Consider the following 14,192-nt stretch of genomic DNA (forward strand, 5'->3'; position numbering starts at 1 on the left):
CCTAACCCCTGAAAAACCAGGGGCGTTATCTAATCAAGTCAGTTACGCGTTCAGTCGAGAGACGGAAGTGCCGGCAGCTCTTTGGTCGCCGCCGCACGAGCCTCTTCTGGCGGCACACCCAATGCCCGCAGTATCAGCTCGGCGGTGTCAGAGCCCGATTCGCGCCACGTTCTGTGACCTTCCAGTACCAGGAAAATCGAGCCCAGAACGCTGCTCGATATCAACGTAAGTACTGAGAGCAATTGCTCTTGCGCAAACGTGTAGCGCCCCGTGGAAAGCCCGCTCAAAAGATCCGTGGTCGCTTGGCTGCTGAACATCTCGCGCAACGACGAATTGCTCATGGCGAATTTATGGATGAACGCGCCCCACTGGGAGTCTTCGTGCGCTCGACGAATGAAGAATCGAATGCCATTGGCAAGGCGCTGAGCCGGATCAGTGAGGGAATCAAAGCTCTTGTTGACGCGCTCATGCATCTCCTTCGCAAGCTGGCCAGCGACTGCCTCGAACAGGCTTTCCATACTGTCGATGTTGCTATAGACCGTTCCACGCGCCACACCGGCCTCTTGCGCGAGGTCGAGAATGTTGACTTGCGAGGTGCCTCTTTCAGCGAACAGGCGAAAGGCGGCTTGATGAATGCGGCGCTGTGTTGGATTCAGGGATTCCACGGTTCTCTCTCCAGGATTACCTTATGGGCCGATTGAACACTTGTGTTCATTTTACGTCAACACTATTTTTTAGCATTTTGGTTCTCCTGTCTGAAAAACGGCCTAAACCCTAATAATCTGACTGCCTTGATCAATGTTACTGACGCCTATAAAAAGCCCTACGCATTGACATAATTGAACACGCGTGTTCAATTATGTGTTGGCCTAATTTTTATTAGCTGAAGGACAGAACATGACCGGCTCAAATCTCTTCAATCCACTTCGATTGCCCAACGGCACGGTGATTTCAAACCGAATCGCCAAGGCTGCCATGGAGGAGAACCTTGCCAATGAGGAACACGCTCCAGGCGAGGCGCTGGTTAAGCTCTACCAGTGTTGGGCAGAGGGTGGAGCCGGCCTGATCATCACTGGCAACGTCATGGTTGACCGCCATGCGTTGACCGGACCGGCTGGCGTAGTGCTTGAGGACGATCGGAACCTGGGCAAGTTCAAGTTATGGGCCGAGGCTTGCCGCAGTCGCGGAGCCCAGGCCTGGATGCAAATCAATCATCCCGGACGGCAGCTGTTGGCTTCAATGGGGCAATCGGCAAGGGGCCCTTCCGCAGTGGCGGTCGATATTCCCGGGCTTTCAAAAGCGTTTGTACTGCCCAGGGCTTTGGAAGAGCGGGAGATCGAAGAGCTGATTGAGCGCTATGCCCAAGCGGCGGTGCTGGCCGAGCGTGCCGGATTCACCGGTGTGGAGATTCATGCCGCGCATGGCTACCTGTTCAGCCAATTCCTTTCGCCCTTGACCAATCGGCGTGACGACCGCTGGGGCGGCAGCCTGGAAAACCGTGCGCACATTCTCCTGCAAACCATCGACGCGATTCGCCAGCGAGTGGCACCGATCTTTTGCGTCGCCGTGAAGCTTAATTCCGCGGACTTTCAGCGCGGCGGTTTCGATGCCGCGGATGCGGCTCGTGTAGTGGAAATGCTTAACGCCAAGGCAGTCGACCTGGTCGAGTTGTCGGGTGGCAGCTACGAAAGTCCGGCCATGCAGGGGCAGACCCGCGATGGCAGCAGCCTTGCTCGAGAAGCCTACTTTCTCGAATTCGCGGAGAAAATAGGAGAAATAGCGCGCATGCCGCTGATGGTCACCGGCGGTGTGCGCAGAAAGGAGGTCGCGGAGCGAGTGGTAAGCGGCTCGGTGTCGATGGTCGGACTTGCTACAGCACTGGCAATCGAACCAGCCCTGCCGAGGCAGTGGATGGCAGGTCGGGACGTCAGAGTGGAGCCCATCGTCGTCCGCTGGAAGAACAAGACGTTGGCATCGCTGGCAGTGGCATCGGTGATCAAGAAGCAGCTCGGCTTGCTGAGTCGAGGGAAACGGACAAAACCCGGGACGTCGCCACTCATGGCATTGATCGGCAACCAACTGAAGGCTCGTCGCCAGGCGAAGAGCTATCGGCAATGGATTGATCAAGCCAGGTAGTGGGTCAGGCCGGTAGCGGTTTTCCGGCAATTTTCCTGGCTCTGGCAGGTGTGACGCCCAGAGCCTGAAGAACCATTTCGGCAACCCGCAGATCGTGCTCCGTCACTGCCCGTCCCTCGACAACCGAGCGCATGGCTCCGGTTGTGCACGACAAGACAATATCCAGGGCGACCCCTTCGTCCTCGTAAGCAAATGTGCCCGCACGCAGTCCCTCACGCAGGTCGCCCAGTACATGATCAGCCAGACGCGAGCGCATGGCCTGGTCGAAATGCAAGATGCGCAGCAGCGCATTCGCCCATTGGTGGTCTGCCGCCGCCCGGCATACGAACATTCGCACACCAATCGAAAGCCGCTGCGCACCGCAGTGCACGTCCCTGCTCATAGCGGAAATGGCATCGGAGAACTCGGCGGCCATGGCGATGCCCACCGCCTCCAGTACTTCGTCGCGAGTGCGAAAATAGTTGTAGATGGTGCCGTTGGACACCGCGGCTTCCGCGGCGACCTCGAGCAGTGCGATCTCCCCCACTTCCTTCCGTGCGATAAGACGCAATGCCGCGTCCACCAGGCCGCGACGGGTGCGCTCACGCTTCTTGTGACCTCTCGTAAGAGGTTCTGGCGCAGCAGCTTCTAAAGGAAGTGTGGGGGGATGCATGATCAAGCTCGCAATCTAATGGGCTCGTTGATGGTAATGGAAACGTTGTCCGGAGTGGCGTCTCCGCTGGCCAACAGGTTCCTGCAGTCTCGAAGGAGGTTGCCTGCCTCGGCGCCGGGGGCGTGGTGCATGATGATTCGGTCGGGGCGAACCGCGACGAGCGTTCCCTTGGCAGCCAGCGGCAGGATCTCATGGTTCATGTCTTCGATGAAGTCACAGCTGCCGCCGGAGCGTTGGCCCCGTGCTCTGACCTCTAAAAAGTGGCCTCCTATTTTTTCCCAGGAAACGATCTGATCAGGGGTCAGCAGTGACAACGGGTCAACACCGAATCCAACCAGGGTCAGGTGATCTCCAAGCGCATCGTCGCTCAGTTTGATCTGCTTTTGCATGTTGCGAGTCCAGGCTTGGGGAAACAGGCTGCCACGTACCAGCTTGTCGCCCCGGCGATGCTGCACGAACAGGCCGTGCTTGAAGGTGTTCTTCGGCTTGATGTCCAACTGTTCGAAGTACCTCCGGGTAGTGGGAGTCAACGCCAGCGTGCGCATCAGGCCGTGCACAAAGAACGCGGCGATCTTGTTCTTGGGCATCACCAGACGGCCCATCAGTTTCGCGAGATTAATCATTGCCCGGGCATGGGGGCGGCGCTCTATGTCATAGGTATCGAGTATTGCTGGCGCGGCATGACCGCGAAGGACCCAAGCCAGTTTCCAGGCAAGGTTGGCGCCATCTCGAAGTCCCGCTACGAGGCCCTGCCCCACAAACGGAGGCGTGATGTGCGCTGCGTCGCCGGCGAGAAAGACGCGCCCCTTGCTGAATCTGTTGCAGCAGCGCGCATGGAATCGATACACCGCCTTGCGCTCGATTTCCAGCTCCTGCGGGTTGATCCATGGCGCGATCAGCCGGGCGATGCTTTCAGGGCTTTCCAGCTCTTCCCGGGACTCGCCGGATTGCAGCATGAACTCCCAACGCTCCCTGCCACCGGGTGCCGGCATGTGCGGCGTTGGCCGTCGCGGATCACAGAGAAACTCGATGTGATCAATCGCAGACTTATGCCGGTTCTTGACATCGACAATCAGCCAATCCTCCGCATAGGTCTGCCCTTCGAATTCCTGGCCAATCAGCGCTCTGACTCTGGAGCTTGCGCCATCCGCACCGACCAGGTACTGGGCGCGAATGGAATGCGATTGCCCATTCTGATCCCGTACGGAGGCGACGACGCCATCCGACTCCTCGACCAGGCTCTCTAGCTCGAAGCCACCCCGGCGGGTCACGGTCTTGAGCCGGGAAACCTGGCCGCGCATCGCGTGTTCGAGATCAGGTTGATAGAACGTCACGAGTTTCGGATGGCCGTCGACGCACCCCTCGGTATTGGCTCGACCGAACTGACCGAGTACCGGGGAGTGCATCCTCACTTCAGGGATAACGATCTTCTCGAAAGCGTCTTCCGACAAACCGGCCTGTTGCAGGATGCGCAGCGCCTCGTTGTCTAGAGCAATGGCACGTGGCATCAGTAGGACGTCATGGACCTTGTCCAGTACCAGGGTCGTGACCCCATAGCGGCCGAGCAGCGCCGCAATTGTCGCACCGACCGGACCATAACCGATAACCAGCACGTCGACGGCGGCGGGAGGCAATTCGCAAACTTTCTTGTTGTTGTTCATCTCGAGCCCTTGTTGTGATTGAAGTCGTGAGAATCGTGGTCTCATCGTCAGGCAAGGTGAAGGTATTCAATATTGAAAGATATTTCAATATTGATGTTTTTGTCATTATTTTTTGAGATCATGCTCAAGTCGCGTTGGGGCCAAGGGGCGGGCCGAAGTACGCGGCGTGAACCGAGTTTGCGCGTGTGCCAGTTTCCGACCGGCGACGCTTGGCTTCAGAGCCGATCAGCGTTGTCATTGGAGCAATGGCTCAAGACTGCCGAGGCTGGAGAGCCGTTAATTCAAAAGGCTGGTCGAAAGGACCAGGAAGTCGGGCACACCGGTTTCCAGTATCGAACCCCATGTGAAGCTTCGCGGCGCACAACCCTGTTTTAGTCTTTAGGAATCAACCGTGGCACGTCCGCAGCCCCACCCAGATCCAGTCTTGCTCTGCTTCTTCGAATTTGAGCTCGACGAGTCCAACGCCTGCCTGTTGCGTAATGGGGAAACCGTTGCAGTGGCACCAACGCCTTTCACATTGTTATGCGCGCTTGCACGCCAGCCAGGATCGCTGGTGACCAAGGACGCCTTGCTTGATGCCGTGTGGGGGCATCGGTTCGTCAGCGATTCGGTCCTGAAAACGGCCATCAGCGATCTGCGCAAGGTGCTGGGCGACGATTCCAGGCAGCCTCGCTTCATCGAGACGGTGTCGCGGCGCGGCTATCGCTTCATCGCCCCACCCTCCTCCGCACTTTCGATGCCGCCTGCATCCGCGACGGTTACAGCGACCGGCACACCTTCGTCACCGTCATTCATCGGTCGCACTGACGAGGTTGCGAGGCTGCAAAGGGCCTGGGAGCGGGCGAATGGCGGCCAGCGCGCAGTGGTCTGGCTCGCCGGAGAGCCGGGGATCGGCAAGACCACGTTGATCGAACATTTCCTCACTGGCCTTGGCGACATCGCCTGCGCACGCGGCCATTGCGTGGAGCACTACGGCGCCGGCGAGCCGTATCTGCCGGTGCTGGAGGCGTTAGCCGATCTGTGCCGCAGCGACCCCACCCTGCCGGCGCTCATGCGCGCCACGGCACCGACCTGGCTGCTGCAACTCCCCTGGTTGAGTACCACGCAGGAGAGAGACGCATTGAGGCGCGAGCTTGCCGGTGTCGGCCCGGATCGCATGCTGAGGGAAATGGGCGAATTGCTGGACCGCTATACAGAGCAGCGCCCGCTGATGCTGGTGACCGAAGACCTGCACTGGAGCGATCGGGCGACGGTCCAGCTCATCAATTATGTGGCTCGGCGACGTGGCCGCACGCGGTTAATGTGGCTGTCGAGCTTCCGACTCACCGAGGTGGTTGCGCTCGATCATCCACTCAGCTCGTTGCGCCACGAACTGCGCCTTCAACGTCTGTGCGAGGAAGTGGTGCTCGACCCGTTCTCGGAAACCGAGGTCGCTGACTATGTTGCGCTGCGCTCCTCGACCTCGCTGGCACGCGATGAAGCCTTCGTGCGCGCTCTGCACGAACGGACCGACGGTGTGCCGTTGTTCGTTTCGTCAATCACCAGTGAAGTGATGGACCCAAAAGACGACAAAACCACCATCGAGGCTCGGCTTGCGGATCTGGCGGTTCCCGAAAACCTTGCAGCAATCATTGATCACTACATCGCCAGGCTGGGTCCGGAGCAACGTACCCTCCTTTCGGCCGCAGCGGTGTGCGGGGGTGAATTCCGAATCGAGACGGTTTCGCTGGCCCTCGAGCGCGACCTCGCTTCGGTGGCCCACGCCTGTGAGGAGCTGATACTCGAACAGGTATGGCTCAAACGATCGCGGGCCACAGAAGTTGAAGAGACGGTAGAGCCACCCCACTCTTTCCGACATGCTCTCTTCCGCCAAGTGCTGTACGACCGCACGCCGCGCTCATTGCGCACCCAACTCCATCGCCAGGTCGGCGCTGCCCTCGAACGTGAGCGCGCGACCGGCGTACCGGTTGCTGCCTCGGAGCTGGCGATGCACTTCGACCGGGCTCGGCAGCCGATGATTGCGTTGCATTACTACGCCGAGGCCGCAGAAGCCGCGCTACTGCACTTCAGCCCGGAGTTGTGCATTGGCCTCACTGAGCGCGCCTTGGTCCTGCTGATGCAGGCGCCCGAAGGAACGGAGCGCAACTCCCTCGAAATTACCCTGGCTACGCTGCAGGGGGTTTCGGCCTTCCACATGTTCGGTGTCGGCAGCGAAGCCAGGAACGCTTTCGAACGTGCATACACGCTACTGGCGGATGTACCTGAACACCCCATGCGCGGTCGCCTGCTGCACGGATTCGGCTATCTGCTTGGTCTGCGCGGCGACTATGCGCTGGCACTTGAGGTGGCGGATCGTGCTGAAACCCTTTCCTCAGATGCAAATGATCAAGAGCTCATGCTGGCGGCGTGCATCGTCCAGGGCGAGGTACATCATATGCAGGGACACACGCAAGCGACTCGCCATTGGTTAGAGCGTGCCCTTGCGATCGCCAAACCGCTGGATATTGGGGCAAACGAGGTCTTTGCGGCTGATCCTCAAGTCATGTTGCACGGCATGCTGGCCATAGAGCTGGTGCGTTCTGGCCTGCTTGAACAAGCCCGAGTTCACATGGAGCAGGCACGGGCACGCGCGCAGAAGTTGCGCCAGCCCATGACCTGGCTGGTCGCCGCGTGGCAGGAGGTGTTGATCGAGGTGCGGATGGGAAACCACGTGCGTGTGGCTGCGCTGGCAGACGACATGCAGGCGCTGGTCGATGAATATTCACTCGCCCTCGGGCGTACGGCTTGCCGCTGGTGGCGCGGCTGGGCCGACGCGCGCAACGGTGCACCGCACGACGGCTACCGTCGCATCCGTGAGGCCTATGAAGAACACACTGGGCTTGGAATGCGCTCCGGTGCCAGCGAGGTCCTCGGCTACGCCACCGAGGCGCTGCTGCTCGCAGGTGATTGCAACGCAGCGCAAGTCGAGCTGCAGGAAGCATTTCGGGTGGGCGAGGAACTGGGCGAGCGCGTCTATCTGCCGCAGCTATTGCTGCTGGAGGCAGCGATCTCGCGAACACAGGGCCAGCCCGACGCCGGCATCGCTGCGGTGCGGCGCGCGGTTGAAGAAGCTCGCGCCCAGAAAGCACCGTGGCTGGAGCTGCAAGCGCTGGTCGAACTGTGCCAGCACCACGACGCCACGGCCGAGGACCTAAAGGCATTGGCCATGCTGGTTGATCAGTCACCCGAAACTGACGGAACCACGCTGGCGAAACGTGCGCGCTCGCTGATTCACGCTGCCAGGCCGGCTTGAAGCGACGCGATTTTTCTGCGCCCCGGGTTACTGTCCCGACCGAAGCCTGACCTTTCGCTTACGACTCGACCCAGGGGGCGGCTTACGCTGTCGTCGAACTTTCTTGCCCCCTGGTCTGCGATGATCCTGAACCCTGAATCCAAATACCCGAGCCGCCGCTCGTATGTAGTGAAGCTGCGTAGCGACGCCGCGCCGGGGGCCCTGGTGGGCCGCCTCGAAAACCTGGTCACCGGACGACAGCGCGAGTTTTCGTCCGCCGAAGAGCTGTTGGAGTCGATTGCATCGGACCTCGCGTTGGCAACCGGCGAGCACACGGCCGATGCCGGCGGCGAGTGACGCCTCCACCACAAAATCAGCGCTCGATATGGCGACCGAACGGCGACCCTTCGCTGACGACTTCGCGCACACCGGGCCCTACGCTGATGCCACCTCGAATCTTCACGAGTCCCAATCCGATGCCGCGACTTCCAACTTTCCATCTGTTGACCCGCAACGGGCAGACGCCCCTGCAATATGCCGAACGCGTGGCCAGCATCGTCATGGGGGCAGCGCTCGCCGCGTCTGTTGCCCTGGTCTTGACCGGTTGCTCCACCGAAGTGCTCACGCCGTCGGTAGACCTGCCGAGCAACTTCTCCGCGAGCACGGCCTCCGAAATGGAACCCGAGGCGGCATGGTGGGAGGTTTACCACGACCCGGTGCTGACGGATCTGGTGCGCCGGGCTGCGCGCGAGAATCGCGACGTCAAGATTGCCGCCGAGCGCCTGCGCGCCGCGCGTGCTGGCGAAACGGTCAGCCATTCATGGCTGTTCCCGAGTGTCGGCGCATCCGCCTCCGGCAGCGATCGCAGTAGCGGCTACAACTCGGCCACGAAACAGGGTTATCCGGATACCAAGACCACCAGTGCGGGCCTGGACGTCTCGTGGGAGCTCGACCTGAGCGGCCGCCTGCGCGCCGGTGCAGCGGCGGCCGACGCCGATGCGCTGGCCACGGAGCACAGCATGCGCGGCGTACGCCTGATGGTGATGAGCGATGTCGTCAGCAACTACTTCACACTGGTCGGCGCGCAACGCCAGGTCGCGACACTGCGTGCCATCTCGGCGATGCAGGACGAGACGCTGCGTCTAGTGGTTGCGCGCCAGCAGTCGGGACTGGCATCCGCCTTCGACGTCGAACGCGCGCAGACCGACGCCTTGTCGGCGCGGGCGCAGATTCCGCCGCTGGAAACGCAGGTGGCTGTGTCGCGCCATCGTATCGCGGTGCTGATTGCCGACCAGTCTTTCAATACCGCGAACATCCAGACTTCGATCAGCGATGTGACAGTGGTACCCGAGGCCAAGCCGGGCCAGCCCGCCGAGCTACTGCAACGCAGACCCGACGTGCTGGCGCTGATGGCGCAACTCGATGCAGCCAATGCGCGCCGCAAGCAGGCTGCGGCCGAGTGGTTTCCACGGCTGTTCCTCGATGCCTCCTTCGGCCGCCAGGGCTTGAGCCTGAACGGAGCCGATCTCGGCGTTGCACGCTTCACCAACGTGGCGGGCTTGCTGGCGATGCCGCTCTTTAACGCCGGGCGCACGCAAGCAATCAATGATGCTGCCGAAAGCGCTCAAAAAGAGGCGCTGCTGCGCGCCGAAGACGGCATCGTACGGGCACTCGAGGATGTGGAGAACGCCCTCGTCACGCTAGCGCAAGAGCGGCGCCGTGCCGGGTCGCTGCAATTGGCCGCCGCGTCCGCCGAGGCTGCGCAGAACCGCGCCCAATCGCTCTATAACCGCGGGCAAATCGACCTGTTGCCACTGCTGGATTCGCAGCGGGCGCGCTTGGCGGCCCGCTTGAACTCCAACGAAAGCAACACTCGCCTGCTGATCGATAGCGTGCAGCTCTACAAGGCACTGGGCGGGGGCTGGCAGGTGTTCGAACAACCCTCCAATCCAACCGCATCCGCCAAAGCCGACCGGCCACCACTTTCCTAAGAATCTGTCGTTTTCCAAAGAGGAACCGTCTTGAAGAATTCCCTTACTGCGGCCGGCGCCTTGGCCGTAGCCGTCATGCTGTCCGCGTGTAGCCCCGACCAGCCCACCGTGCAGGCACCACGACCGGTGCGCACCGTTGCAATCAGCTACGACAGTGCCCGCGACATCAGTCGCTACGTAGGCACCGTACAGTCGCGACATGAAGTCGACCAGGCCTTCCGCGTGGGTGGCAAGGTAGCCCAGCGCAAGGTCGAGGTAGGCCAGTTTGTGCGTGAAGGCGACATCCTGGCTGTGCTGGATGACAGCGACTACCGCCTCGCCGAGGAAGCGTCGCGACAACAGTGGACGGTTGCCGTCGAGCAGACGCGTCAGGCCGACTCGGACCGCCAGCGCCTGACTGCGTTGAAGGCTGACGGCTCGGTCAGTGCGGCCGACGCCGAGCGCGCGCAGACCAATGCCCAAACCACGCATGCGACCGCCGAGGCCGAGGCGCGAAAGCTCGAACTCGCGCGCAACCGGCTCAAGTACACCGTACTGCGGGCCTCGCGTAGCGGCGTCGTCACGGCTGTGCGCTTTGAGGCCGGGCAGGTCGTGCCGGAGGGTCAACCGGTTGTCTCGATCGCGAACCCGGATGAATCCGAGATCGTCATCGACGTGCCCGAAGATCAGCTAGCCGTTTTTAAGGACGCGCGTTTCAAGGCCGCGCTGGCCAGTGCGCCAAGCGAGGTCTTCGATGTCACGCTGCGCGAGCTGTCGCCCCAGGCGGCAGCCCAGACGCGCACCTATCGCGCGCGGCTCAAGCCAGTGCAGGCGCTGCCGCTGGGCTCCACCGCCACCGTGATGGCCGAGCGTGTAATGACAAGTGTCTCTGTGGCGGCAGTGCCAGCCACGGCGCTGACGCAAAACGGCGGTCAGCCGGCGCTTTGGGTCGTGACGCCCACGGGCAAGGATCCGGTAGGCACCGTCGAGCTGGAGCGTGTGGCAGTTTGGGGCTACCGCAATGACCAGGTGCTCGTCTCCGGGCCGCAGGCTGGCGTATTGGTCATCACTGCCGGCGTCCAGAAGATGACGTCCGGCCTGAAGGTCGCGCTTCCCGGCGCAGCGATTGTTGACGCGAACACCACACAGCAGGCCGCCCGATGAACAATTTCAACCTCACCGACTGGGCGCTGCGCCATCGCGCCATCGTTCTGTTCATGCTCCTCATTGTGGCGGTGGCCGGCGCCTTCAGCTTCACCCGGCTCGGCCAGCTCGAAGACCCGAACTTTTCCGTACCCTCCATGACCGCCATGGTCATCTGGCCGGGCGCCACTGCCCAGCAGTTGCAGGACCAGGTCCTCAACCGCATGGAGAAGAAATTCGAGCAGATCGACAACTTCGAGAAGGTGGTCACCTACGCGCGACAAGGCTACGCGGGCATGACGCTCACCGTGCGCGGTGGCACTTCCAAGGCTGACCAGCGAGAGGCCTGGTACCAGGCGCGCAAGAAACTCAACGACCTGAGCCTCGAGATGCCTGACGGCGTTATCGGCCCGATCCTGAACGACGAGTACGGCGACGTGTACGGCCTGATGTTCGCCATCAAGGGCGACGGCGTCGGCCACGCCGACCTGTCGCACGCGGCCGAAGACATCAAGCGCCAGATGCTGAAGGTGCCGATGGTCAAGAAGATCGATCTCATCGGCAAGCAGGCCGAGCGTGTCTACGTCGAGTTCTCGCACGAGCGCCTGGCCGCGCTGGGCATCACACCGCTGGCCATTGCCGACAGCCTCAAGAGCCAGAACGCCATGGTGCCGGCGGGCCAGATCGATACTCGCGGCGACCGCGTCATGGTGCGCGTGAGCGGCCAGTTCGCCAGCGAAGAGGCGATCCGCAACGTGCCCATCACCGCGGGCGGCCGACTGATCAAGCTCGGCGACATTGCGACCGTTACACGTGGCTTCGAGGACCCGCCGACTTACACGGTACGCCACAACGGCCAGCCCGTGCTGATGCTCGGCATCACAATGACCAGCGATGGCAACATCGTGGACCTTGGCAAAGCGATGGACACAGCCGTCATCAAGATCCAGTCGGAACTTCCACACGGCGTGGAGCTGGAGCTGGTGGCCGACCAGCCGACCACGGTGAAGGATGCAATCCTGGACTTCGGGCGCGCGCTGGCCGAGGCGCTGATCATCGTGATCGCGGTGAGCCTTGCCAGCCTGGGCTGGCGCGCCGGCCTCGTGGTCGCGGCTACGGTGCCGCTGGTGCTGGGCGGCGTGGCGCTGGTGATGCTGGCGATGGGCTGGAACCTCGAGCGTATCTCGCTCGGCTCGCTGATTATCGCGTTGGGACTGCTGGTGGATGACGCCATCATCGCCATCGAGATGATGGTGGCGAAAATGGAAACCGGCATGGACCGCGTGAAGGCGGCCGCCTTTTCCTATCAGTCCACCGCCATGCCGCGCCTGACCGGCGCACTCATCACCGTCGTGGGCTTCCTGCCGATCGGCCTCTCGAAATCCACCACAGGCGAGTATGCGGGTGGCATTTTCTGGATCGTCGGCGCCGCGGTGCTGTTTTCGTGGATCTGTTCCGGCATCTTCACGCCGTACCTGGCGGTCAAGATGCTGCCCAACGACTTGGGCAAGCACCAGCACGCTGATCCGCATGACACGAAGTTTTACCGCAGCCTGCGCCGCCTGATCGACGCCGCCATCGAGCGTCGCTGGGTGGTCATCGGTGCGACGGTTGCCGCTCTGGTGCTTGCTCTGGCCTGTATCAAGCTGGTGCCGCAGCAATTCTTCCCCAACAGTTCGCGTCCTGAACTGGTCATTGACCTGCGCGTCAAGGAAGGTTCCTCGTTCGCCGCGACGACCGAGCAGGTCAAGCACATGGAGGAGATCCTGGCGAAGGACGAGGACGTGCGTTTCTATACCGCCTACACCGGCGCCGGCGCACCGCGTTTCTATCTTTCGCTCAACCCCGAGCTGCCCAATCCGGGTTTTGCCCAGTTCGTTGTGATGACCAAGGACCTGGATGCACGCGAGCGGGTACGTGCGCGGCTGGTGGCCTCGGCAGACCAACAATTCCCACAGGCGTGGGTACGCGTGACCCGGCTCGAGTTGGGGCCACCTGTCGGCTACCCGGTGCAGTTCCGTGTCGTAGGTCCCGATACCCAAGTGGTGCGCAAGATCGCCCGTGAAGTGGAGAAGGTGGTGGCGTCCAACCAAAAGGTCCGCGACCTCCAACTCGACTGGAACGACCCGGTTCGCACGCTGAAGGTCGAGCTTGATCAGGACAAGGCGAGCGCGCTGGGCCTCACGCCAGCCGACGTGTCGCTGGCGACCCAGACCGTGATGAACGGCGCAACCCTGTCGCAGCTACGTGAGCACGAAGACCTGATCGACATCGTCGCCCGCGCCGTACCAGAGGAACGCTTGAACCTCGACACACTGAAAGACATCAACCTCTACACGCGCCAGGGCACGGTTGTGCCACTGTCGCAAGTCGCACAAGTGCGCTCTGAGCTGGAGGAACCAGTGCTTTGGCGCCGCAACCGCGATATGGCAATCACGGTGCGTGCTGACGTGATAGATGGCGAACAAGGTGTATCGGTGACGCAGGAGATCGAGCCGTTGCTTAAGGACGTCGAAGCGAAGCTGCCGTCGGGTTACCGCATCGACGTGGGCGGCGCCGTTGAGGAAAGTGACAAGGCCAACAAAGCGCTGCTTGCGGTGGCCCCGCTGATGCTGATCACCATCCTGTTGTTGCTCATGCTGCAACTGCAGAATTTCTCCCGCATGTGGATGGTCGTGCTGACCGCCCCGCTGGGGCTGATCGGTGTGGTGCCGGCGCTGCTGGTGTTCCAGTCGCCGCTGGGCTTCGTTGCGATTCTGGGCATCATTGCTCTGGGTGGCATGATCATGCGCAACGCAGTGATCCTGATTGATCAAGTGCAGATCGAGATCGCCGAGGGGCGCGACCCGTGGAATGCTGTGCTGGATGCCGCCATTCACCGAGCACGTCCGGTGATGCTGACGGCGCTGGCCACCGTGCTTGCAATGATCCCGCTAACGCGCAGTGTGTTCTGGGGACCGATGGCAATTGCGATCATGGGCGGCCTTACCGTGGCGACGCTGCTGACGATTTTCTTCGTCCCGGCGTTGTACGCCGCATGGTTCAAGGTGGGTCGCCAGACGGCAGCTGATACCCAACACGTGAAGGGGAACGTCGCGCTTACTTCCGAGTAAGCAGTCATCACGCTGGGCCCTCGACACCACTGTATTAGAGAAGGTTGTTCAGCGTCGTTCTGAAAACAACCAAGGTCGGCCGTGAGGGCCCGGCGAAAGTCAGCTTCTGGCTAGAAGCGCGCGACTTTCGCTGGAGCCCACCACTGAATGGCAACGTGCCGATTTTGTCTCGCACGTGCCTCGCGCATGCACTCTGCGTTACTTGCAAACAATGTCCCGGCTTGTTGAACGAGTTTGCGCCACTCG

Annotated in this window: 9 protein-coding genes; 6 read left to right on the forward strand and 3 right to left on the reverse strand. The window is 61.6% G+C overall.

All coding sequences use genetic code 11. The annotated features are described in order from the left end of the window. Positions 1-50 precede the first annotated feature (50 nt). Complete coding sequence (locus ACYZT6_RS14965) at positions 51-665, reverse strand: TetR/AcrR family transcriptional regulator (RefSeq protein WP_462027573.1); 615 nt, start codon at positions 663-665, stop codon at positions 51-53. Between the two features lie 232 nt (positions 666-897). On the opposite strand from ACYZT6_RS14965, the gene ACYZT6_RS14970 reads away from it, so the two are divergent. Next, positions 898-2,136: an NADH:flavin oxidoreductase/NADH oxidase family protein gene (locus tag ACYZT6_RS14970; RefSeq protein WP_462027574.1), complete on the forward strand. Its 1,239-nt coding sequence runs from the start codon at positions 898-900 to the stop codon at positions 2,134-2,136. 4 nt (positions 2,137-2,140) lie between these two features. On the opposite strand, the gene ACYZT6_RS14975 is transcribed toward ACYZT6_RS14970, so the two are convergent. Together ACYZT6_RS14975 and mhpA are read right to left on the reverse strand one after the other, a co-directional pair. Further along, a complete protein-coding gene (locus ACYZT6_RS14975) occupies positions 2,141-2,788 on the reverse strand; it encodes a TetR/AcrR family transcriptional regulator (RefSeq protein ID WP_462027575.1) in 648 nt (215 codons plus the stop codon). A 2-nt stretch (positions 2,789-2,790) separates the two neighbouring features. Then, positions 2,791-4,449, reverse strand: a complete 1,659-nt coding sequence (gene mhpA, locus ACYZT6_RS14980) for a bifunctional 3-(3-hydroxy-phenyl)propionate/3-hydroxycinnamic acid hydroxylase MhpA (RefSeq protein WP_462027576.1) — start codon at positions 4,447-4,449, stop codon at positions 2,791-2,793. Between the two features lie 391 nt (positions 4,450-4,840). Between mhpA and ACYZT6_RS14985 the strand changes: the two genes are divergently transcribed. From ACYZT6_RS14985 to ACYZT6_RS15005, 5 genes are all read left to right on the forward strand, one after another. After that, on the forward strand, positions 4,841-7,741 hold the full coding sequence (locus ACYZT6_RS14985) for an AAA family ATPase (RefSeq protein WP_462027577.1): 2,901 nt from the start codon (positions 4,841-4,843) through the stop codon (positions 7,739-7,741). A gap of 120 nt (positions 7,742-7,861) precedes the next feature. Next, a complete protein-coding gene (locus tag ACYZT6_RS14990; RefSeq protein ID WP_461982501.1) occupies positions 7,862-8,077 on the forward strand; it encodes a hypothetical protein in 216 nt (71 codons plus the stop codon). Between the two features lie 119 nt (positions 8,078-8,196). Further along, positions 8,197-9,711 carry a TolC family protein gene (locus ACYZT6_RS14995; RefSeq protein WP_462027578.1) on the forward strand — a complete coding sequence of 505 codons (1,515 nt, stop codon included), beginning with the start codon at positions 8,197-8,199 and terminating at the stop codon, positions 9,709-9,711. A gap of 30 nt (positions 9,712-9,741) precedes the next feature. Next, positions 9,742-10,854 (forward strand): efflux RND transporter periplasmic adaptor subunit, encoded by a 1,113-nt coding sequence (locus ACYZT6_RS15000; RefSeq protein WP_462027579.1) that lies wholly within the window; start codon positions 9,742-9,744, stop codon positions 10,852-10,854. Next, a complete protein-coding gene (locus ACYZT6_RS15005) occupies positions 10,851-13,946 on the forward strand; it encodes an efflux RND transporter permease subunit (RefSeq protein ID WP_462027580.1) in 3,096 nt (1,031 codons plus the stop codon). Before ACYZT6_RS15000 ends, ACYZT6_RS15005 begins: the two co-directional genes overlap by 4 nt. Positions 13,947-14,192 lie beyond the last annotated feature (246 nt).

The organism is Pseudomonas sp. RT6P73 (assembly GCF_054897715.1).